Genomic DNA, 21,599 nt, shown 5'->3' with positions numbered 1-21,599 from the left:
AATGGTTCTTGCTACCCATATGAAGAATGGAGGACTCTTACGGATATTGGATCTGTAATCTAGAGACCGTTTTAGTTCTCCTCCTTCTTCAATTCAAAGGTATATTTATTAATAAGCGAAGTAAAGGAGACCGTTGTGCAAAATGCATTGAAAATGAGATTAGTTTATAATTGAAAAACAATTTAATGTAATTGGATATTAAATGATCAAATTCAATTTTTTCAAAAAAGCAAGCGTGATAGCACAGAACATAGATTAGTCACCTTCACTGAGGGAAAAGCTTCCATCACCATTAAAGGAAGAAAGAGTAATTTTTACTGACCAGATTCCCGAAGTTCCACTGGATGTTACACCTGAAAAAGAATCAGGTTCCATTGAACCGTTTAAAGATTTATCTAAAACAATATTGCCATTTGCATCTTTAACCTCCATTTTAAATAAACCATTACTTAAAGAAGTAATATCAGCGTTATAATCTGCTGTACTTAGAGAGTTTTGCCAAAAAAATATACGTGTTGCACTACCACCATTACCAGTAAAATCCCCATCAATATCACCTACAAAATCATCTCCATCGTCAAAAATAACTGTTCCATTGACAGTTACTTCTGCGGACTGGGCTGAATCATCATCAGAACTACATCCAATATTTAAAGTTAGAAGAACTGAGAAAAAAACTAAAAAAGCTAAATTGGGAAATTGACTTTTAGACATAAGAAGGAATTTATAGTAATTGTAATAAAACGTCAAAATTAATTTAATATTACAAAATTTTATACTTTAAAGAAAATTTATGGATAAATGCACTTTGCACAACATCGGTTCATCGCAAATAACGGGTAGTTTGCTGAAAATTGCTATTTTAGAGACCAATTATGAAAAGAACTAAGCCGACAAATCCGCGTTCTCATTCCCGCAACTTGCGATAACCGAAACCGTTAGCTCCAATATTTTATCAAGAAAATAGTTCCCAATTTGGGATTTTAATTTATCTTTGTTTTAAAATAATTTAATGTGAGAATTATTGCAAAACGAACCTTACGTGATTTTTGGACAAAACACGCTGATAGTGAACAACAATTAAAAGCCTGGTATCGAGAAACGGAAAAAACAGAATGGAAAAATATCAATGATCTAAGGAATGATTATCCCAGCGCAAGTATTTTACAAGACAATAGAATTGTTTTTAATATTAAGGGAAACAACTATAGATTAATTGTAAAATTCAATTTTGAATATCAAGTTTGCTATATAAGATTTATTGGAACTCACGCGGAATATGATAAGATAGACGCTAATAATATTTAAAAAAATGAATATAAAACCAATTAGAAACGAAGAAGATTATCAGAATGCTCTTCAAAGACTTGATGAAATTTTTGATGCAAAAAAAGGTACAGAAGAAGGTGACGAACTGGAAATATTAATTATTCTCGTTGACAATTATGAGAATGAACATTTTCCGATTGGAATGCCCGATCCGATAGAAGCTATTAAATTCAGAATGGAACAAATGGGAATGAAGCAAAAAGACTTAGCAGAAGTTTTTGGTTTCAAAAGTAGAGTTAGTGAAATTTTAAATAAGAAAAGAAAACTGACTTTAGAAATGGTAAGAAAATTAAATACTACGCTACATATTCCAACAGAGGTTTTAATCCAAGATTATTAATTGGAACAAAAAATACTGGGAGCTAACAACGGTTAATCGCCAATAGACGGCAGCGTTAGAAAGAAAATAATTAACTTGACCAACAAACCAATACTAAGCCGACAAATCCGTGTCCCCTACTCCGCCAACTGGCGATAACCGTATTCCAAGGTTAAATCAAAGCTTTTTCTATTATTTCTCAGGCAGCAAATTTGTGTAGTTCCACATATGGGGTTCTTCTTTTTACTACCGCAAACACCCTGGATAAAAGCTTGTTACGAACATTGTTCAGCGCAATCATCTTAAGTTTACCTTCTTCTCGCTTTTTTTTATAATACTGCCGTAATTCACTGTCATATTGAATGGCTGTACAGGCCGCCATGCTAAGCAGGCTCTTCATTTGGCGATCTCCCATCGGGTGGCATTTTCGCTTTTTATGAATACTACTTCCCGAACTATGACCAAAGGGAGCCGTTCCGCAATAACTGGAGAATTGTCTCCAGGTCTGAAAACGTTTAAAGTTATTAGTATGATACAGCAATTGGGCACCTACTATCAGGCCTACACCTTTTAAAGAGGTCACTAGCTTATAATTCTGTGATAAGTGTTCAGAGTCCTTTATAACGGTTTTTAGTTGCTTCTCAATTTTATTTATTTGAGATGTTAGATGGGTAATAGAGCTTACGAGCGTCTTGCAACAGGTGTCCGTTGAACTGCTGTTTAGCAATTTCTTTAACTCTGAGTGTGTGTTTTTTAAACCCGTACGACTACGGACCAGCTGATCCCGTAAAGCCAGCAATCTGCCTACTTCCAATAGTTCATTATCTTTCAATTCACTTGGAGAAAGTTCCTCGCGATGAAGCCAGCCATACCGGGCGATCATCATCGCATCTACCACATCATTCTTCTCTCTGATCACTCCGGAAGAGCGTTTGATTACTACAGGGTTTTCTTGCACATATACCTGCTTCTTTGAAGATAAATACAATGCTAACTTTAACGAATAATGACCGGTATTTTCAAAACAGAAAAACACTTTTTGTTTCTTACCGTTAGCCCATTTAAGCAAGGCTTTATAACCTAACACATCATTACTGAATTCACGGTGGGAACCACGATTGTGCCCATAAGCATCTAACTTGCTTTTTGAAACATCAATTCCGATTACTTCTTGGTAATTTTTCATATTTTTAAAAAATTATTATTTGAAGGGCGCATTAACTAACTCCTTTAACGGGTCCATAAATAGACCTGGTATTCCAAATGGTTCTTGCTACCCATATGAAGAATGGAGGACTCTTACGGATATTGGATCTGTAATCTAGAGACCGTTTTAGTTCTCCTCCTTCTTCAATTCAAAGGTATATTTATTAATAAGCGAAGTAAAGGAGACCGTTGCCCACAATAATATTTTGAAAATTTTGCTTAAAAAATGAATAAAAAGCTTCTTCTGATAATAATACTAATTGGATTAAATTCCTGTGCGCAGGTAAAAAAATCTGAATTAAACTATAAAATAATAACTACTGATATTGATAACTTTTGGAATGCGTATGATGCTTTAGAAGGAAGTCAAGATAGCATTCAAACTTTTCAAAATCTTTATATTGACAAAGCAAGCCCCGAATTTGAAAAATTCTTAGAATTAAGAAATTTCACCGCAAAACAATATGTTAATTGGATAAAAGGAGCACCAGAATTTTGGAAAACGATTAGACCTCTCACATTAGAAGTTAAGAATAAAAAGAAAGAAATTGATTCTATTTACTTTAAAATGGATGAATACTATCCTAATTTTAAAGCACCAAATATTTGTTTCGCTATTTCTCCAATTCAATCTGGTGGTACAACAGATAAAGGTTTGATTTTAATAGGAACTGAAATTGCTACAGTGAATCCTCAAAAAGTAGAAATTTCAGAAATAAATGGATTTATGAAAAAGGTTTTTGAAAATAGTACCGGAGATATCAAATCTTTAGTTGCTCACGAATTAGTGCATACTCAACAACCAAATGGCGATAATGAAAATGAATCTCTTTTATCTCAAGCAATAACAGAAGGTTCAGCTGATTTTATTGCCACTCTATTATTAGAAAAACAATCTATGAATGCAGCAATATTTAGATATGGACAGAAAAACGAAGAAAAATTATGGTTAGAATTTAAGTATGATGTGGAAACTGAAAAAACTTTTGAAGAAACAGATTGGTTTTATAATTACAACTCTAAACGTCCAGCCGATTTAGGCTATTATATTGGATATAAAATAGCCGAATCTTATTACGAAAATTCTGATAATAAAAAAGAAGCTATCAAAGACATTATAAATATGAATGAGCCTAAAGAATTTTTAGAAAAGAGTTCTTATGATAAATCTTTCTAATTAAGTTTAGGTACAATATTACAGTGGGCAACAACGGTTCATCGCAAATAACGGGTAGTTTGCTGAAAATGGTTATTTTAGAGACCAATTATAGAAACAACTAAGCCGACAAATTCGCGTCCCAACTCCCGCAACTTGCGATAACCGAGACCGTTACAAACAAGAGCTCCGAAACGATTTTAGCTACTAAGAATCTTAATAATCTAAGCTGAAAAATTTGAATATTGAACTTTTAGTTGATCGATATTTGACTAAATTCAATTTCAGTTTGAAATTTTCAAAAAAATGGTCTCGAAGAAATGAAAAACTAAAGAACTTTCAGGAAATCGATAATTGACGAAATCCAGGTTCTCTTCAAAATCTAAGAAGAATCGTCTTGAAGAAATTAAAAACTAAAGAACGAAAAAAGTTTAATTGAATGTTTACACTAAAGTAGCTTTTGGTAGGTGCCTAAATTCAAATTAGCTACTAGAGAACTAAAAAGATCAAAAAAACTTAGAACAAAGAAACAGGCACTTACTCGGACGCAATAATTGCAATATATCAGATAGATTTTTTTAGAAGAATATGTATTCCCGACGGGGGCACATCTGTGGTTCTCACTCGGTTGTGTCGCTCCAGTTTGTAACAACGGTTAATCGCAAATAACGGGTAGTTTGCTGAAAATTGTTATTTTAGAGACCAATTATTAAAACAACTAAACCGACAAATTCCCGTCCTTATTCCCGCAACTTGCGATAACCGGGGACGTTATACACAAGTGCTCCGTAACGATTTTAGCTACTAAGAACCTTAAGAAACCTAAGCCAATAACTTCAAATTTTAAAGCTTTCTATTGCCAAATTTGAACAAAGAACTTTTAGTAAGTCGATAATTGACAGAATCCAGATTCGCTTCAAAATTCAAGTAAAATCGTCCAGAAGAAATTAAATAACTAAAGACCAAAAAAGTCCAATTGAATGTTTACACTAAAGAAGCTTTTGGTAGGTGCTCAAAATCATATTAGCTACTAAAGAATTAAAAAAATCAAAAGAAAGCTTAGAACAAAGAAATGGACACTCACTCGGTCGCAATAATTGTAATAAATGAGAAAGATTATTTTTTAATAGAATGTGTATTCCCGACGTCGGCATATCTGGGGTTCTCACTCGGCGGTGTCGCACCAGTGTATAACAACGGTTAATCGCAAATAACGGGTAGTTTGCTGAAAATTGTTATTTTAGAGATCAATTATGGAAATAACTAATCCGACAAATCCGCGTCCTTACTCCCGCAACTTGCGATAACCGGGACCGTTGTACACCATTTTATAGAAAAAATTCAATGAAAAACATACTTTCAATCTTCATACTTATTTTACCATTTCTTTTATTTTCTCAAAAACAAGAAACATTAAATTGGATTAAGAATAATTCTATTGAAATTGAAGATGCACATCCAGATTCTGAATTAAGAATTTTTGAGGAAAACACCCCTAATAAATTTTCCAGAGCCAAGATTTATGGATTTGGAGAAGCATCACATAACACAAAAGAATTTTTTGACTTAAAAGCCAAGTTCTTCAAATATTTAGTGAAAAAAGAAGGTGTAAAAACGTTTATAATGGAAGAATCTTACCAAGCTGAATCTGGAATAAATGAATGGATAAGTGGGGGAAAAGGAAATATTAAGACGATTGCAGAAAATTTTAATATTGGTTTTTGGCATACTAAAGAAATTGTAAATCTTCTACAATGGATGAGAGAATACAATAAAGGCAAATCCAAAGAAGAGCAAATTCAGTTTTATGGTATGGATATTCAAATAGGCAAAAAACTTAATCAAGAGATACGAGAATTTGTTGATAGCAATAAAATTTCAATAGACGAAAAGCTTTTAGCTGTTGCCGATAGTACTGCAAATAAGAAAATAGAATATGGTAAAAAAGAAACTTGGTGGCAAATTCAACTTCCAAAATTAAACGAACTTAAACATCAAATACTTAAATCAAACTTAGAAAGTGAGACTTATGAAAATGTCCTAAGAAGTTTAGATTACTTAATAAGTTATACGGAATATGCTTCCTTAGTTAAAGAAGAATATCCTAAGAGCACAGAATTCAGAGATTCAAAAATGTTCGAAAATGTAAAGTATATAGTAGAAAACCTATCTAAAAACAAAAAAGTATTTATATGGGCTCATAACGAACACATTAATAAAAAAGAAATGTACAGTACGGGTAGTAATATTATTAACCTGGGCCGTAATTTAAAAGATCATTATAATGACGATTATTACGCAGTAGGATTCGATTTTGGAATTGGAAAAATAAACGGTTTAGTAACTGATAATAAGAGGGGGAATTATTGGAAAACTTACGAAATAGAAAAGCCGGTTAGAAAAACTTATGCAAAAACCTTAATGTCTGTAGACAAAGATATCTATTTTATTCAATTCGACAAAAATTTAGAATTCTTCAACGAAAAGTCAAAGCATTTGCTAATTGGTGGTGGGGGATATAAACCAAAACCTTTGCATAGAATTTTAATTAATAAAGTATATGTAGAAACGTATGATGCATTAATTTTTGTAAAAAAAATTTCAGTGCCAGATTACAATTTAAATTGAGAAATAAAACGGTGTACAACATCGGTTAATCGCAAATAACGGGCAACATTTAAAAGAAAATAATTAAATTGACCAACAAATCAGGTCTAAGCCGACAAGTCCGCGTCCCTAATCCCGTGACTTGCGATAACCGTATTCCAAGGTTAAATCAAAGCTTTTTCTATTATTTCTCAGGCAGCAAATTTGTGTAGTTCCACATATGGGGTTCTTCTTTTTACTACCGCAAACACCCTGGATAAAAGCTTGTTACGAACATTGTTCAGCGCAATCATCTTAAGTTTACCTTCTTCTCGCTTTTTTTTATAATACTGCCGTAATTCACTGTCATATTGAATGGCTGTACAGGCCGCCATGCTAAGCAGGCTCTTCATTTGGCGATCTCCCATCGGGTGGCATTTTCGCTTTTTATGAATACTACTTCCCGAACTATGACCAAAGGGAGCCGTTCCGCAATAACTGGAGAATTGTCTCCAGGTCTGAAAACGTTTAAAGTTATTAGTATGATACAGCAATTGGGCACCTACTATCAGGCCTACACCTTTTAAAGAGGTCACTAGCTTATAATTCTGTGATAAGTGTTCAGAGTCCTTTATAACGGTTTTTAGTTGCTTCTCAATTTTATTTATTTGAGATGTTAGATGGGTAATAGAGCTTACGAGCGTCTTGCAACAGGTGTCCGTTGAACTGCTGTTTAGCAATTTCTTTAACTCTGAGTGTGTGTTTTTTAAACCCGTACGACTACGGACCAGCTGATCCCGTAAAGCCAGCAATCTGCCTACTTCCAATAGTTCATTATCTTTCAATTCACTTGGAGAAAGTTCCTCGCGATGAAGCCAGCCATACCGGGCGATCATCATCGCATCTACCACATCATTCTTCTCTCTGATCACTCCGGAAGAGCGTTTGATTACTACAGGGTTTTCTTGCACATATACCTGCTTCTTTGAAGATAAATACAATGCTAACTTTAACGAATAATGACCGGTATTTTCAAAACAGAAAAACACTTTTTGTTTCTTACCGTTAGCCCATTTAAGCAAGGCTTTATAACCTAACACATCATTACTGAATTCACGGTGGGAACCACGATTGTGCCCATAAGCATCTAACTTGCTTTTTGAAACATCAATTCCGATTACTTCTTGGTAATTTTTCATATTTTTAAAAAATTATTATTTGAAGGGCGCATTAACTAACTCCTTTAACGGGTCCATAAATAGACCTGGTATTCCAAATGGTTCTTGCTACCCATATGAAGAATGGAGGACTCTTACGGATATTGGATCTGTAATCTAGAGACCGTTTTAGTTCTCCTCCTTCTTCAATTCAAAGGTATATTTATTAATAAGCGAAGTAAAGGAGACCGTTGTAAAAAATTTTTAACAAAAAAATAGAATCAAAAAATGTCAAAATTTCTGAACACTACAGGTGTTTCTTATCATCTTGAAGAATTAATTAAAAACACAACAGATCGTTTAATCTTAATAAGTCCATATTTACAATTTCATAATAGAATAAAAGATCATATTCATAATCTTAATATTCAAAAGAAAGATATCAGAATTGTTTATAGAGAAAGTAAACTACAATTAGAGGAAAGTAATTGGTTAGAAACTCAGATCGGAGTAAGAACAAGTGTTTGTTCTACTTTACACGCAAAATGTTATTTAAATGAAAGCGAAGCTATTGTAACATCAATGAATTTATATTCTTTTTCCCAACAGAATAATGATGAAATGGGAATTTATGTATCAAAAGAAAAAGATCCTGAGTTATATAATGATATTTATACAGAAGCTCAAAGATTACTAACGATTAGCGAAGAAATTCGAGTTACAGTTAAAAAAGTTGATAAGCAAGCCGAGGATAAAGTAAGAGAAGATAAAAAACCAAATAAACAAACTAATGATTTCTCTAACTCAAAATACTTAACGACTAAAGAGCTTTCTAAAATAACAGGATTGAGTAGTCGAAAAGTCAATTCCATATTGGTGGAAAAAGAAATGATGTATAAAAAAGATGATGATTGGTATTACACCAAAAAGGGAAATGAGTTCGGTGCAGAGCAAAAAGAAGGTGCTTATGGTAAGTTTATTGTTTGGCCAGAGGAGATAACAGATAGTATTCTTAAATAATTTGAACAAAAAAACTTTTTACAACATCGGTTCATCGCAAATAACGGGTTTAGCCGGAAAAAGTGTAATTTTAGAGACCAATTATGAAAACAACTGAGCCGACAAATCCGCGTCCCAACTCCCGCAACTTGCGATAACCGTAACCGTTGTAATGCATTTTTTAAATGAGAATTGTGATTTTTAAGAAGAAAAAAGAAAGAATAAAAGATATATTAATTGATCACGTTTATGACTTCTGTAATAATGAGATAGTTCAAAAAATGGAAGGTGGTGGTAATTCTCTTACTTATGATGATCCTGTTCATTTAAAAGATCCAGAAACAAAGGTAATTGCAGAATATATTAAAAAATCAAAAGATTTAAAACTATATTATACAACTAGAAATGACGAATTCTGTGAAATCATTACAAAACCAGATTATTTACATTCTACATTAATTAAAAAACTTTTAAATTCAGGATTTTCAAAAGGAAAAAATCTTCATAAAAATGTTGTTAAAGCACAAGATTTTTTGGTCGCCAGAAGTTACTTTATAAAAGGAAATCCGATTAAATCAAAAGTAAAACTAACCGAAAAAGGAATTAAACACTATTTGGATGGTAAATCATTTGAGGATGATTATATAAATAGAAGAAATTCCAACATAGCAATAGTTATTAGTTTAGCTTCAATTTTAATAGCTATAATCGCAATTTTAAAATGAGAACACATTTAAATATTTCAGATTCTGGAAGAGAAATAGAATTGCAACCAGGAATTTACAGTGTAAGAGTATTAGGAGGATGGAAAATAAAAACGAATGAATTTTCACTTGAACTAAGACATACAAAGTCAGATTTAAAGATTGAATTAAAAAAGACCTTTTGGCGAACTCAATCTTTTGAATTAAAAACTAGAGCAAAAAAAATTGGTTCTGTAGATATTCCAAAATGGGGAAATTATACCATTCATTTCAAAAATTCGGAAGATTTAAAAGTGAAAAGAGATAATATTCCTTTTCTTAGTATTTTCCAGAAATATCAATCGACTGAGAAAATTCAAATCGTGATTGGATAATAAAAAACGCATAACAACAACGGTTAATCGCCAATAAGCGGCAGCATTTAAAAGAAAATAATTAACTTGACCAACAAACCAATACTAAGCCGACAAATCCGCGTTCCCTACTCCGCCAACTGGCGATAACCGGGACCGTTGGCAGCAATATTTTCATTTCATTTTCCAAATCCAAAGAAGCTTTTATGGATAAAAATGAATCATTTATCTATTTTTTTAGATTTTACCGTTAGAATTGATTTTTTAGTAATAATTTGATTTAAAATACTATCTAACAACCTTTTATCAACTTTATCTAATCATGAAAAATTCAACCAGATTACTACCATTATTGCTAATCCCTTTTCTATTATTCCAATCCTGCACTAACAATGAAAATGAAGATTTCCAGGTTTATGATTTAAAAGGCCAGAACTCAAAGGGAAATGAAGTTTATATTCCAGATGGGAATTTCTTGAATACATTGCTAAATACAAACTGTGTAGATGCAAATGGAGATGGAGAAGGTGACTTTAATGCAGATTCTAACAATGATGGAATTTTACAAAAGAATGAGCTAAATTCAATTGAAAACTTGATTTTGAAATTTAACTATGGTTCCCCAATTAAATATGTTGATTTAACTGGAATTGAAAATTTTGGAAATGTAAAATCTTTAAAAATTTCAGGTACTACAGATTATATTCAAGTTGATGATGTCCTTAACTCAGAAAATTTAAGTTATGATTTTACCGGTCTTAGAAAATTAGAATATTTGAAGATTAGCTATTTAGGAACTGAATACTTTGATAGTATAAATGTATCTGGTCTGAATAAACTAATGGAAATTGATTTATCACAAAATAGACCAATGGATTATTACACTGAGCGAAATAAATTTTTAAATATTAATATGGAAGGTTGCTCAAATCTTAAATCATTAAATATAACAAATAGCTTTATTAACATTGATTTTTGTCAAATCCCATCCTTAGAAAAATTAAATATGTTTTATCTAGAAGGCGGTGAACCTGATATTTTTGACTTTCATTGTCTAGTAAATCTAAAATGGTTAGATATTTCAGAAAATAGAATTAACAAGCTGATATTAAAAAATTCATCAGTATTAGAAACATTAATTTGCCAAGATATTGGTTCAGAAGATGAATTCATAAATTACCCATTCCCTAATTATTTATGTATTGATGATCTACCACTAGAATGGGAACAAGTAGCAACAATGATTGGCCCGGATAATATTGTTATAACTGATTGTACATTCTAAAAATACCTATATTACAAAATACAGCTGCCAACAACGGTTCACCGCAAATAACGGGTAGTTAGCTGAAAATTGTTATTTTAGAGACCAATTATTAAAATTGCTAATCCGACAAATCCGCGTCCTTACTCCCGCAACTTGCGGTAACCGAAACCGTTGGCAACAATATTTATAGAAACAGAATTATGAACAAAGTGAGAATTTTAGGTATAATATTATTAATCCTTGGTATTATAATATTGAATTATTTTGAGCATAAAAATTATCACCTATTAGCAGGGATTTTATGTGGTGCAGGATTAATATGGTCAATAACAGGAAAAATACAATTTAAGAGAAATGCAAAATAGAATTGCAATAATTGAATCTTTCAAATCATTTCTTGGAGAAAGAAAGAAATCAATTGATAATCGATTAAGATATGTTGAAGTACCCCCATTTATTAGGACAGCTTAGCTGCTAAATTAAGTTCTATTTTTCATTTATTAGGCAGCTTTTCTTTCTTGTTCTAAATATCGGTTAAGGGGTATTTCATTTTCTATTCCCTGATGTCTTCTTCGATGGTTATAAAAATCAAAATAGTTTTCTAGTTGTTTGTAAAGATCTACTCCAGATTCTGGCGGATTGAGATAGATGCTTTCATATTTCACACTTCTCCAGAGGCGTTCTATAAACACATTATCTATAGCCCTTCCTTTGCCATCCATACTGAGTTTAATGTTCTTAGAGAGTACACTATGAGTAAAAACCTCCGAGGTGAACTGACTTCCCTGATCAGTATTGAGTATCTCAGGCTTGCCATGTACGTCAATGGCTTCTTCTAAAGTTTCTTTACACCACTGGGCATCCATGGAATTGGATACCGACCAGTTGAGTACATAGCGGCTATGCAGGTCGATGATCGCTACCAGGTACATAAAACCTTTCCGCATCGGTATGTAAGTAATATCGATTGCCCAAACTTGATTGGGACGATCTACCTTCAAGTTCCGCAACAAGTAAGGATATACCTTATGTTCTTTATTGCGTCTGGAGGTATGCTTCCCAGGCATAATGGCCTGAAGCCCCATCACTCTGGAATATAAACGCTCAATACGTTTTTTATTGATCGTATATCCTTTATCCATCGTAAGCCAGGTATGCATCCGCCTGGCACCTTTAAAGGGATGATCGGTATAATGTTCATCCATCAGGCGCATCAGTTCTAAATTGAGCGTGCTTTCTCCGCGGGGTTTATAATAAATTCCGCTGCGGTGGATTTGCAATAGCCTGCATTGTCGCTGTAGGCTGAGTTTTGAATGATCCTTGCTTATCATTGTTCTACGCTCCTTTAAAGGTTTTATCGCAAGGCGTTTTTTAAAAAATCATTTTCCACTTTTAGCTCCCCAATTACTTTAAGGAGTTGGTCTTTCTTTTCCTCTTCTTCTGATTTCTTAGACTTACTTCCTTTAGAAAAGACCGCATCAGCATCTTTTAAAAATTCTCGTTTCCAGGTACTGATTTGTTGCGGAGTGATTTCAAATTTTTGTGCGAGTTCCTGAGTCGTTTGACGCTCTTTTAGCGATTCAAGGACTACTTTCGTTTTGAACTTTGAGGTGAATTTTCTTCGTGTCATAATACAGTAAAATTAAAGTTATTTTTGAACTTAACTTACTGTCCTAATTTTAGGGGGATGATCATGTCGAAATACTTAAATTTTTCACTGCTGCTTTCATTTTACTGGTAATTATCATCATTATAAGATCTCTTTTACCATTTAATATTTTAAGCGATAAACTAGAATGGAATAATTCAGCAGTAGTTATAATCTTTTCTATAACTTATTTACTACATGGACCAAGATATTTCTATGAATCAAAACTTTTAAAACATTTAAAAACACTAAAAAAGGAAGAAAAAGAATTTTCTGATAATGAAACTTTAAATGTTCAATTGAAAACTACAATTAATGATCTCAATAATCATAAAAAGAATTGGTTCATTGTTGCCTCAGTTGTAATCATAATGATTGCAAGTTTAATACATGTAATTATAGATGATTTTGAGTATTGGAAATATTTAAAAATCCCTTTCCTCCTATTTATAATATTAATTTCATTTGATTTTCTTAAAAATTATAATCGTTTAAGTAAGAACATCAAAGAATATGAAGAACAATAAATACAGTTGCCAACAACGATTCATCGCAAATAACGGGTATTGTCAAAAAAGTGTAATTTAGAAAACCAGGAAACAAAAACGGTAAGCCGACAAATCCGCGTCCTCACTCCCGTGACTTGCGATAATCGAGACCGTTGTGTACAATTATGAAAAAAATTTTACTCACAATTATATTATTATACTACTCATCAATTTTCTCTCAAATCAAAATTGATACTTCGTCTGTAACTTCAATTCAATATGAATGGAAAATTGATAAAAATGATTCTACACTGACGAAAATATTGACAAAGTACAAAGGCGGGATTTATAAAGAAGAATTTCCAAATTTTAAAAAACCAAATCACAAATATCCATTTGTAAATATTTTTGAATCAAAAACGGATTATCTAAATAAGGAAATAAAAGAAAGCTTAAAAATTCATTATTGGTCTTTAATGAATACTTATCAAGAAAATTATTATGATAAAAACGGCTATAGTGATAGCATTTATAGAAAAGATTTTCAAGATATCGGAGAAGTGGCTCGTAAGATTAAAAAAGAATATAACCGAAATGGCAAGATTAAATTTCTTATCAATAAGAACAAGGAAAAAGAAGTCTATCAATACAACTTATTCGGCCAATTAAATAAAATCAATATTTATAAAAATTCCATTCTTGTACAACAAAATAATTATAAAAAAGGTCTCCTAATAGATGAAATATATCCCGCAAAAAAGCTGAGTCATCATTATGAATACGATAGAAAAGGTAGATTGACTCGAAAATATGAATATGACTATTATTACTATAAATATTACTATTCGGACTTAGGTATAATTAGAAAAGAAAAATTAATACAGAAGAATGATCGTATAATAGAGTATAGTATTTATGAATACAACCCAAAGGGGGAATTGGTTAGTAAAAAAGACTATGACAAAAGCAACAATTTACAATCTAAATATACATATATAATAGAAAAATTCTAACACCATAACTGTACACAACATCGGTTCATCGCAAATAACGGGTAGTTTGCTAAAATTGGTTATTTTAGAAACCAAGTATTTAAAAACTAAGCCGACAAATCCGCGTTCCAACTCCCGCAACTTGCGATAACCGTAACCGTTAGAGGCAATAATTTTACACAGATGAGAATTACATATTTTTTTATTTTGTTCATTATAATTAGTTGTTCAACTCAGAAAAAAGGATTTGAAGAATATGATGATTTACTATATACAGGACTAATTGAATATAAAGATCAAGAATATAAAAGTGCTTTAAATCATTTAGAACAAGCTATAGAAATTTTACCTAAAGAAAATGAACAATCATATTTCTATGCTGCAGCAGCCGCTTTTCATTTAAATCAAGATGAAAAAGCCAAAAACTTACTGAAATCGGCTTTAGAAAATACATATATAAATCAGGATTATTTCAACAATTTTGAAGAATTTATTCCTTTTAAAAATAAAGCGATATTTAATGAATTAGATGAAAACTTTTCCAAAAACACTAAAACTTTCTATTCCAATTTAGAGCATCCAGAAATTTTTAAAGAACTTGATAGTTTATTAGATGCTGATCAAAAAGTTCGCACAGATGGAAGTACTACAGAAGAAATGGCTAAAATTGATTCAACTAACATTGTACGTCTAATTGAAATCACTAAAAAATATGGGTGGCAAGATAAAGGACAATTATTGCTATGGCACCAAAGAGGAAACTATAAGGAGCAAAATTGGGTTTGGAATTATTTCAAGCCCTTCATAAATAAAGAAATTGAAAGAGGAAAAATTAGAAAAAGCTTCTGGGTTCAATATGAAGAGTTCGAAAATGTTATCAATGAGAAATATCAGCTTTATGGAATGTACCCTCAGAACTATGATATGTTCCCTTTGAAAGATCCAAAAAACGTTGACAAAAGAAGAGATTCTTTAGGTTTACAACCATTATGGGTAATGAACAAGATTTATGATTGGCCTTTACCAGAAAATTATGACAAAAATTACAGCCTCTAACAACGGTTAATCGCCAATAGACGGTAGCGTTAGAAAGAAAATAATTAACTTGACCAACGAACCAATACTAAGCCGACAAATCCGCGTCCCTTACTCCGCCAACTGGCGATAACCGGGACCGTTAGGTGTAATTTTTTATGAAAAAGATTTTAGAGAAAACGTTTTTAATAATAATTGGAACTTTTGCATTCTTTGGACTGATAAGTTTCTTCACGATAATTCTGAATAAAGCCTATCTAAAAAATCATGAGTTAGTTATTGATACAAAACTAGCTTCAGAATTTGGTGACTTTTTTGGAGGTTTTATTGGTACAATTTTCAGTATTATCAGTGTACTACTTTTGATTTACACAATTTATAAGCAAGATTTCAATTCAAAGAAAATTGAAATTGAGACAAATTTTTTTAGAATGCTTGATTATCACAATCAAAATGTAAATCAACTAAAAATACCAAACGTATTTACTCACAAAAAAAGTCAAATATCGGAAGGAAGAAGAGGATTTGTAGAATTTAAAATTCAATTTCACTATCTACTTGAAATTATTCGAAAAATCAATAGTACTAAAAATTTTAATTTAAGGGAAAGAGAAATCGTTGATATTGCCTACATAATTTTCTACTATGGATTACAAGGATCTTGGATAGATTTTATAGAAAAAAAGTTAGATAAGTATGAAAATTATCAATCTATAACATTTTCAATTAGCCAGGAAATTTTACAGCAACCTGAAAAGGACTTAAAAAGAACAAATCAAACGAACTTAAGTACATATTTTCGAAATATGTTTAATGCTATAAAAATGGTGGATGAAAGTAAATATTTGAGTCACCGAGAAAAGAAAAACTTGATCAAGATATATAGAGCTCAACTTTCAAACCCGGAATTATATATTTTATTCTTTAATGTGCTTTCAAGATTTGGGAAAAAATGGATTTCCAATAATTACATCGAGAAATATGAGTTGTTCAAAAATATCCCACATAATTATTGTGATGGGTATGAACCAAAAAGATTTTTTAAAGGTAATTATGAAGAAGATTATTACTAAAAAACTACACCTAACAACGGTTAATCGCCAATAAGCGGCACCGTTAGAAGGAAAATAATTAACTTGACCAACAAACCAATACTAAGCTGACAAATCCGCGTTCCCTACTCCGCCAACTGGCGATAACCGGGACCGTTGTGCAAAATTAAACACTTAATTCTGCTCATCAATGAGAACAGATTTAATTGCTGAATTAAGACTATTAAAAACGACTTTTTTCTCTTTAGGAATATCCTCTTCACTAATAGAGAAAAAGAGAAGATAAGAAACGGGATACTCCAAAGCTTTACAGATTTTGTGAATAGTTTGCTTCTGAGGAAATGAAGAATTGATTTCTATTTGACTCAAGGCATTGACTGAAATATCACATAAATCAGCCAATTCCTTTTGAGTCATTCCTCTACTCTTTCTTAAAATCTTAACAGCACTTCCTATTTCCATAATTTTATAAATATTTGCCTATATCAATATCGAAAAGATCTAGAATATCTTTTCCAACTTCGCAAACGCTAAAAAAGGTTTTTAAGAATCCATCCAAATCAGGACTTCTACCTTCCAAATATTTTATTAACAACAATTTATCGTCAACTGATAAATTGCACTCTTTTACTTTATCTTTTAAATACTCAATATCTTTGTTTCGCATTTTGGTAAAAACTTTAAAAATTTAAATAATTTTAAAGCTTCTCCCGTAAAAAAATCTTTACCAGAGAAGCGTGAACGATTCGCTTCAATGGTATTATCTTCATCATCGGAAAAAATATGATAGTGAAAACAGACTAATATTGAATGTATACTAGAGCGTAAATCTTTTAATATATATTTTAGTTTTACATCAATTTTTATCCTATACCTAATTCGACTGAATACATCATCAGTAAAATTGTAATCAACAAGATTATTTAATTCTGAGATTGATTCCCGTAGCTCAATTTTATCAATTAACTCAAAGAAAAAATCAATTATAAGGCGCTCATCAAGTTTCTTTTTGAAAACCTGGTCTTTGGGATCAGGGTCAAAATAAAAAAACGTGCTCCTTTTAATAAATTTCGAGAAAAAGATTCTTGAATCCTCAATTTCATCCTGTGATAGATATTTTAAATTTTTGGATGTTCTACTGTAATATGATTTAACTGCTTTTACATAAGCCTTAGAAAGAACTCCTAGATGTGCATCATTTAACTTTGTAAACGGAATATTATAGATATCAAATCCTGCATTTCTTAATAAATTTATAACCCCCTCCTGTTCAATTCCTAAAATTGTTGAAATTCCAAGAAGGCTTACTCGTCCAGTTGCAAATTTTATTTCAGCACTCATTTTCTATAACTTTAAAACAAATATAAATTAAAAAAACAAAATTACAACTGAAACTTGTATTTTTCTGTCTATTATATTTTTAAGACATGTAGCAATTTAACTTTGCACAACATCGGTTCATCGCAAATAACGGGTTTTGTGGAAAATGTGTAATTTTAGAAACCAGGAAAGAAAATGGTTAAGCCGACAAGTCCGCGTCCCTACTCCCGCAACTTGCGATAACCGGGACCGTTACATGCCATTCGCCAGCCCTGGGCGAGCTCTCAGCATCAAGCAAACAGGAAGAAGCTTAGGAATAAAAAATCGTGGTACCGCTATCTTAGCGAGTTTGCTTGCGGCTAACGAAGAAAAGCGTGCTTTTTAAAGTGATAGCTGCAAACTCGCTGTAAAGGAAGAAGAAAAAAATAATAAAAGAAATTAGGGATTCCACTCATTTTTAGCCATCCTACTGTTTGCTCCCCGTTCCAGAACGTCGCCTATCCTAAGGATAAACGCAATTCTAAACGGTTGAAGCGGGATGGCCCGAGGGTCAGGTCCGTCGAACGACGCTCGCAGCATTTCTGCAAAATGCCGCTCTACTGCACGTAACAACGAATAAGAAGAATAGGGGCAACAAAGAAATGTGTATATTTCAAAAAATATTAAAATAAAATTTAGAAGCCCCTACTCTTCTTATTCGCTAACGTTGTAGCCAATATTTTTAAAAAAAATCGCGATCTAAAATTCATTTAAAAGATGAAATTATTAAAAACTGAAGAAATCGTAAACGAGATTAAAAAGAAAAAAATAACTGCATATCAGATTGCTTCAGAGACCGATTTAAGTGAAGTAGGAATAAATAAAATATTAAACGGACAAGTAAAAAAGCCCCGAAAATCAACTATCAAAATTTTAAGTAATTATCTAAACTCTTCGGATAACGAGAAAAATTCCACGCCAAAAACAGACCTAATAGATAAAAGATTTGAAGAAATCGTGGCTTTTAAAGTTAAAGAAATAATTCAGTCAGATATAAATGAACTTAATCAAGAAATAAATCAACTTCAACAAAAAGTTGATAATCTGATTTCTATTAATTCCAAATTACTTCTAGAAATTTCTCTTAAAAATGGAAAATAAAATCAATGCTATTTAATAAGTTTTGGAACAAAAAATACTGGCAACAACAACGGTTAATCGCCAATAGCCGGCAGCGTTAGAAAGAATATAATTAACTTGACCAACAAACCAATACTAAGCCGACAAATCCGCGTCCCTTACTCCGCCAACTGGCGATAACCGGGACCGTTATATGCAATTGCTCCGAAACGATTTTAGCTACTAAAAAGATTAGAAATTCAATCTGACAAATTCAAATTTTAAAGTCTTCTATTGATAATTTTCAACTAAGAATTTTTAGTAAATCGATAATTGACAAAATCCAGGTTCGCTTCAAAATCCAAGAAAAATCGTCCAGAAGAAATAAAATAACTAAAGAACAAAAAAGTCCAATTGAATGTTTACACTAAAGAAGCTTTTGGTAGATGCTCAAAATCATATTAGCTACTAAAGAATTAAAAAATCAAAAGAAAGCTTAGAACAAAGAAACGGACACTTACTCGGTCGCAATAATTGTAAAAAATGAGAAAGATTCTTTTTTTAGAAGATAGTGTATTCCCGACATCGGCATATCTTAGGTTCTCACTCGGCTGTGTCGCAACAGCATATAACAACGGTTAATCGCAAATAACGGGTAGTTTGCTGAAAATTGCTATTTTAGAGACCAATTATAAAAATAACTAATCCGACAAAGTCGCGTCCTAACTCCCGCAACTTGCGATAACCGGAGCCGTTACATGCCATTCGCCAGCCCTGGGCGAGCTCTCAGCATCAAGCAAACAGGAAGAAGCTTAGGAATAAAAAATCGTGGTACCGCTATCTTAGCGAGTTTGCTTGCGGCTAACGAAGAAAAGCGTGCTTTTTAAAGTGATAGCTGCAAACTCGCTGTAAAGGAAGAAGAAAAAAATAATAAAAGAAATTAGGGATTCCACTCATTTTTAGCCATCCTACTGTTTGCTCCCCGTTCCAGAACGTCGCCTATCCTAAGGATAAACGCAATTCTAAACGGTTGAAGCGGGATGGCCCGAGGGTCAGGTCCGTCGAACGACGCTCGCAGCATTTCTGCAAAATGCCGCTCTACTGCACGTAACAACGAATAAGAAGAATAGGGGCAACAAAGAAATGTGTATATTTCAAAAAATATTAAAATAAAATTTAGAAGCCCCTACTCTTCTTATTCGCTAACGTTACCTGCAATATGAAAACAAAATTTTTCTTATTATTTTTTCTGGTTATTCAACAATCATTTTCACAAAATAGATTGGAGGGAATCGTGTTGGATCAAGAAACAAGGAAGCCGATTGAATATGTAGATATTTACAACGATAAAGATTATACTTCTACCAACGAAGAAGGAAAATTTTTATTCGTTTCAAAAGAAGATTCATTGAAAATTGGCATTTTAGGATATGAACAAAAATTTACAACTTTTCAACTGCAAAAAAATGATACAATTTTATTGAGGAAAAAAATTCAGGATCTTGATGAAGTTGTAATCAATTCAGATTCTAACCTCTTTAAATCAGTATTAAAAAAATTAGATAAAAACTATCCTTTAGAAGAATATAAAGAAAAGTTTTTCTTGAGAAGTGTGCTTAAACGAAATGATAAAATAATAAAATTAGTAGATTTCAGTGGAAAAATAGAGAGAAAAACCCTATTCTCCACAAAGAGCAATCCAATGCCAAAAAAGAACTATTTCGTAGAAATAGAAAACTTAAGAAAAGCTGGAATTAAGGAAGAAAATATAGAATTTACACTTTCATCATTTGAGGAACTTTTTAATAGTTTCATTACAATATATATGAGTCCTGAGATTTATGATTTTAAACTTATTCCTTTTAAAGACTCAAAATTTGTAAAACTTGAATTCCATCCAAATAGTTCAAAAAAGGGAAATTCATCTGGATATTATTTAGTTAATTTAGAAGATAAAGCATTTAATGAAGTCCACATATCTAATTCTCAAAAGACAGATTACATTGATAAAAAAGAATTAAAATACCGGACTACCAACTATGATGTAAACATCACATTTAAAAAAGATCCAGGTTCAAAAAAATATTTTATAGATAAAGCTAGTATGTCTGCAACTGTAGAAGTTGTTCCTGACAAAGCAGATAAAATAATTTATACGGTAAACTACAAATTATACACTTTTGATAATTTTCAAGATTTTGAAATAAAAAGTAATATCAATCTATCCAAAGATATTTTTGATCTAAAAGAAAGTTACGATCAATCATTTTGGGAGTCTCAAAATTATCTGCTTTTAACAAAAGAAATGCAAGAGTTTTTGAGCAGTTTGAATAATGAAAACAATGATTTTAAGAGTGCTACCAACATTAAATCGTAATTCATACTGCAGGTAACATCGGTTCATCGCAAATAACGGGCAGTATGATGAAAATTGCTATTTTAGAGACCAATTATGAAAACAACTAAGCCGACAAATCCACGTCCCTATTCCCGCAACTTGCGATAACCGGAGCCGTTACATGCCATTCGCCAGCCCTGGGCGAGCTCTCAGCATCAAGCAAACAGGAAGAAGCTTAGGAATAAAAAATCGTGGTACCGCTATCTTAGCGAGTTTGCTTGCGGCTAACGAAGAAAAGCGTGCTTTTTAAAGTGATAGCTGCAAACTCGCTGTAAAGGAAGAAGAAAAAAATAATAAAAGAAATTAGGGATTCCACTCATTTTTAGCCATCCTACTGTTTGCTCCCCGTTCCAGAACGTCGCCTATCCTAAGGATAAACGCAATTCTAAACGGTTGAAGCGGGATGGCCCGAGGGTCAGGTCCGTCGAACGACGCTCGCAGCATTTCTGCAAAATGCCGCTCTACTGCACGTAACAACGAATAAGAAGAATA

Annotated in this window: 21 protein-coding genes; 13 read left to right on the top strand and 8 right to left on the bottom strand. The window is 32.1% G+C overall.

Annotated elements, in window-relative coordinates; translation table 11 throughout:
• Positions 1–255: 255 nt before the first annotated feature.
• A complete protein-coding gene (locus tag GFO_RS04355; protein WP_049792081.1) occupies positions 256–714 on the bottom strand; it encodes a hypothetical protein in 459 nt (152 codons plus the stop codon).
• A gap of 300 nt (positions 715–1,014) precedes the next feature.
• On the opposite strand from GFO_RS04355, the gene GFO_RS04350 reads away from it, so the two are divergent.
• Both GFO_RS04350 and GFO_RS04345 read left to right on the top strand, forming a co-directional pair.
• On the top strand, positions 1,015–1,308 hold the full coding sequence (locus GFO_RS04350; RefSeq protein WP_011708823.1) for a type II toxin-antitoxin system HigB family toxin: 294 nt from the start codon (positions 1,015–1,017) through the stop codon (positions 1,306–1,308).
• Between the two features lie 4 nt (positions 1,309–1,312).
• Positions 1,313–1,669, top strand: coding sequence for a helix-turn-helix domain-containing protein (locus tag GFO_RS04345; protein ID WP_011708822.1), 357 nt, complete (start codon positions 1,313–1,315; stop codon positions 1,667–1,669).
• A 178-nt stretch (positions 1,670–1,847) separates the two neighbouring features.
• On the opposite strand, the gene GFO_RS04340 is transcribed toward GFO_RS04345, so the two are convergent.
• Entirely contained in the window at positions 1,848–2,834 is a 987-nt protein-coding gene (locus GFO_RS04340) for an IS110 family RNA-guided transposase (RefSeq protein WP_011708766.1), read from the bottom strand.
• Positions 2,835–3,080: 246 nt separating this feature from the next.
• Here GFO_RS04340 and GFO_RS04335 point away from each other — a divergent pair, with 246 nt between their 5' ends.
• Together GFO_RS04335 and GFO_RS04330 are read left to right on the top strand one after the other, a co-directional pair.
• Positions 3,081–4,031 carry a gliding motility protein GldB-related protein gene (locus GFO_RS04335; RefSeq protein ID WP_011708821.1) on the top strand — a complete coding sequence of 317 codons (951 nt, stop codon included), beginning with the start codon at positions 3,081–3,083 and terminating at the stop codon, positions 4,029–4,031.
• 1,323 nt (positions 4,032–5,354) lie between these two features.
• The gene (locus GFO_RS04330) at positions 5,355–6,638 is read left to right on the top strand and encodes an erythromycin esterase family protein (protein ID WP_011708819.1); all 1,284 of its coding nucleotides are present in this window, start codon (positions 5,355–5,357) and stop codon (positions 6,636–6,638) included.
• A 170-nt stretch (positions 6,639–6,808) separates the two neighbouring features.
• Here the strand turns inward: GFO_RS04330 and GFO_RS04325 are convergent, their stop codons facing one another.
• On the bottom strand, positions 6,809–7,795 hold the full coding sequence (locus GFO_RS04325; protein ID WP_011708766.1) for an IS110 family RNA-guided transposase: 987 nt from the start codon (positions 7,793–7,795) through the stop codon (positions 6,809–6,811).
• 246 nt (positions 7,796–8,041) lie between these two features.
• On the opposite strand from GFO_RS04325, the gene GFO_RS04320 reads away from it, so the two are divergent.
• The 4 genes from GFO_RS04320 (at position 8,042) to GFO_RS04305 (ending at position 11,094) form a co-directional block, all read left to right on the top strand.
• Complete coding sequence (locus GFO_RS04320; protein WP_011708818.1) at positions 8,042–8,773, top strand: phospholipase D family protein; 732 nt, start codon at positions 8,042–8,044, stop codon at positions 8,771–8,773.
• A gap of 173 nt (positions 8,774–8,946) precedes the next feature.
• Entirely contained in the window at positions 8,947–9,477 is a 531-nt protein-coding gene (locus tag GFO_RS04315) for a hypothetical protein (RefSeq protein ID WP_148264592.1), read from the top strand.
• On the top strand, positions 9,474–9,830 hold the full coding sequence (locus tag GFO_RS04310) for a hypothetical protein (protein WP_011708816.1): 357 nt from the start codon (positions 9,474–9,476) through the stop codon (positions 9,828–9,830). Before GFO_RS04315 ends, GFO_RS04310 begins: the two co-directional genes overlap by 4 nt.
• A 301-nt stretch (positions 9,831–10,131) precedes the next feature.
• Complete coding sequence (locus GFO_RS04305; protein WP_011708815.1) at positions 10,132–11,094, top strand: hypothetical protein; 963 nt, start codon at positions 10,132–10,134, stop codon at positions 11,092–11,094.
• 482 nt (positions 11,095–11,576) lie between these two features.
• Here GFO_RS04305 and GFO_RS04295 read toward each other — a convergent pair whose 3' ends face one another.
• Positions 11,577–12,434 (bottom strand): IS3 family transposase, encoded by an 858-nt coding sequence (locus GFO_RS04295; protein WP_262489192.1) that lies wholly within the window; start codon positions 12,432–12,434, stop codon positions 11,577–11,579.
• The gene (locus tag GFO_RS04290; RefSeq protein ID WP_011708813.1) at positions 12,431–12,706 is read right to left on the bottom strand and encodes a transposase; all 276 of its coding nucleotides are present in this window, start codon (positions 12,704–12,706) and stop codon (positions 12,431–12,433) included. Before GFO_RS04290 ends, GFO_RS04295 begins: the two co-directional genes overlap by 4 nt.
• 691 nt (positions 12,707–13,397) lie before the next feature.
• Here GFO_RS04290 and GFO_RS04280 point away from each other — a divergent pair.
• The 3 genes from GFO_RS04280 to GFO_RS04270 all read left to right on the top strand — a co-directional run bounded on the left by GFO_RS04280 (position 13,398) and on the right by GFO_RS04270 (position 16,312).
• Positions 13,398–14,225 (top strand): hypothetical protein, encoded by an 828-nt coding sequence (locus GFO_RS04280; protein ID WP_011708811.1) that lies wholly within the window; start codon positions 13,398–13,400, stop codon positions 14,223–14,225.
• Positions 14,226–14,387: 162 nt separating this feature from the next.
• The gene (locus GFO_RS04275) at positions 14,388–15,260 is read left to right on the top strand and encodes a hypothetical protein (protein ID WP_011708809.1); all 873 of its coding nucleotides are present in this window, start codon (positions 14,388–14,390) and stop codon (positions 15,258–15,260) included.
• 137 nt (positions 15,261–15,397) lie between these two features.
• Entirely contained in the window at positions 15,398–16,312 is a 915-nt protein-coding gene (locus GFO_RS04270; protein WP_011708808.1) for a putative phage abortive infection protein, read from the top strand.
• Positions 16,313–16,465: 153 nt separating this feature from the next.
• Here the strand turns inward: GFO_RS04270 and GFO_RS04265 are convergent, their stop codons facing one another.
• The 3 genes from GFO_RS04265 to GFO_RS04255 are packed head-to-tail and all read right to left on the bottom strand — an operon-like array spanning position 16,466 to position 17,632.
• A complete protein-coding gene (locus GFO_RS04265) occupies positions 16,466–16,753 on the bottom strand; it encodes a helix-turn-helix domain-containing protein (RefSeq protein WP_011708807.1) in 288 nt (95 codons plus the stop codon).
• Between the two features lie 4 nt (positions 16,754–16,757).
• Complete coding sequence (locus GFO_RS04260; RefSeq protein WP_011708806.1) at positions 16,758–16,958, bottom strand: hypothetical protein; 201 nt, start codon at positions 16,956–16,958, stop codon at positions 16,758–16,760.
• Positions 16,931–17,632: a hypothetical protein gene (locus tag GFO_RS04255; RefSeq protein ID WP_011708805.1), complete on the bottom strand. Its 702-nt coding sequence runs from the start codon at positions 17,630–17,632 to the stop codon at positions 16,931–16,933. Before GFO_RS04255 ends, GFO_RS04260 begins: the two co-directional genes overlap by 28 nt.
• A gap of 735 nt (positions 17,633–18,367) precedes the next feature.
• Between GFO_RS04255 and GFO_RS04245 the strand changes: the two genes are divergently transcribed.
• Positions 18,368–18,751, top strand: a complete 384-nt coding sequence (locus tag GFO_RS04245) for a helix-turn-helix domain-containing protein (protein ID WP_011708794.1) — start codon at positions 18,368–18,370, stop codon at positions 18,749–18,751.
• A gap of 1,177 nt (positions 18,752–19,928) precedes the next feature.
• On the top strand, positions 19,929–21,086 hold the full coding sequence (locus tag GFO_RS04240; protein WP_011708804.1) for a carboxypeptidase-like regulatory domain-containing protein: 1,158 nt from the start codon (positions 19,929–19,931) through the stop codon (positions 21,084–21,086).
• The last annotated feature ends 513 nt before the right edge of the window (positions 21,087–21,599 follow it).

Source organism: Christiangramia forsetii KT0803 (assembly GCF_000060345.1).
Lineage (GTDB): Bacteria > Bacteroidota > Bacteroidia > Flavobacteriales > Flavobacteriaceae > Christiangramia > Christiangramia forsetii.
The sequence above is the reverse complement of the archived record's forward strand: the minus strand, read 5'-3'. Positions and strand labels throughout refer to the sequence as shown.

Bases quoted from the DNA above. Each gene is read 5' to 3' on its own strand.
- GFO_RS04355 (WP_049792081.1), bottom strand. From the start codon at position 714: ATGTCTAAAAGTCAATTTCCCAATTTAGCTTTTTTAGTTTTTTTCTCA.
- GFO_RS04345 (WP_011708822.1), top strand. From the start codon at position 1,313: ATGAATATAAAACCAATTAGAAACGAAGAAGATTATCAGAATGCTCTT.
- GFO_RS04340 (WP_011708766.1), bottom strand. From the start codon at position 2,834: ATGAAAAATTACCAAGAAGTAATCGGAATTGATGTTTCAAAAAGCAAG.
- GFO_RS04335 (WP_011708821.1), top strand. From the start codon at position 3,081: ATGAATAAAAAGCTTCTTCTGATAATAATACTAATTGGATTAAATTCC.
- GFO_RS04330 (WP_011708819.1), top strand. From the start codon at position 5,355: ATGAAAAACATACTTTCAATCTTCATACTTATTTTACCATTTCTTTTA.
- GFO_RS04325 (WP_011708766.1), bottom strand. From the start codon at position 7,795: ATGAAAAATTACCAAGAAGTAATCGGAATTGATGTTTCAAAAAGCAAG.
- GFO_RS04320 (WP_011708818.1), top strand. From the start codon at position 8,042: ATGTCAAAATTTCTGAACACTACAGGTGTTTCTTATCATCTTGAAGAA.
- GFO_RS04310 (WP_011708816.1), top strand. From the start codon at position 9,474: ATGAGAACACATTTAAATATTTCAGATTCTGGAAGAGAAATAGAATTG.
- GFO_RS04305 (WP_011708815.1), top strand. From the start codon at position 10,132: ATGAAAAATTCAACCAGATTACTACCATTATTGCTAATCCCTTTTCTA.
- GFO_RS04290 (WP_011708813.1), bottom strand. From the start codon at position 12,706: ATGACACGAAGAAAATTCACCTCAAAGTTCAAAACGAAAGTAGTCCTT.
- GFO_RS04280 (WP_011708811.1), top strand. From the start codon at position 13,398: ATGAAAAAAATTTTACTCACAATTATATTATTATACTACTCATCAATT.
- GFO_RS04275 (WP_011708809.1), top strand. From the start codon at position 14,388: ATGAGAATTACATATTTTTTTATTTTGTTCATTATAATTAGTTGTTCA.
- GFO_RS04270 (WP_011708808.1), top strand. From the start codon at position 15,398: ATGAAAAAGATTTTAGAGAAAACGTTTTTAATAATAATTGGAACTTTT.
- GFO_RS04265 (WP_011708807.1), bottom strand. From the start codon at position 16,753: ATGGAAATAGGAAGTGCTGTTAAGATTTTAAGAAAGAGTAGAGGAATG.
- GFO_RS04260 (WP_011708806.1), bottom strand. From the start codon at position 16,958: ATGCGAAACAAAGATATTGAGTATTTAAAAGATAAAGTAAAAGAGTGC.
- GFO_RS04255 (WP_011708805.1), bottom strand. From the start codon at position 17,632: ATGAGTGCTGAAATAAAATTTGCAACTGGACGAGTAAGCCTTCTTGGA.
- GFO_RS04245 (WP_011708794.1), top strand. From the start codon at position 18,368: ATGAAATTATTAAAAACTGAAGAAATCGTAAACGAGATTAAAAAGAAA.
- GFO_RS04240 (WP_011708804.1), top strand. From the start codon at position 19,929: ATGAAAACAAAATTTTTCTTATTATTTTTTCTGGTTATTCAACAATCA.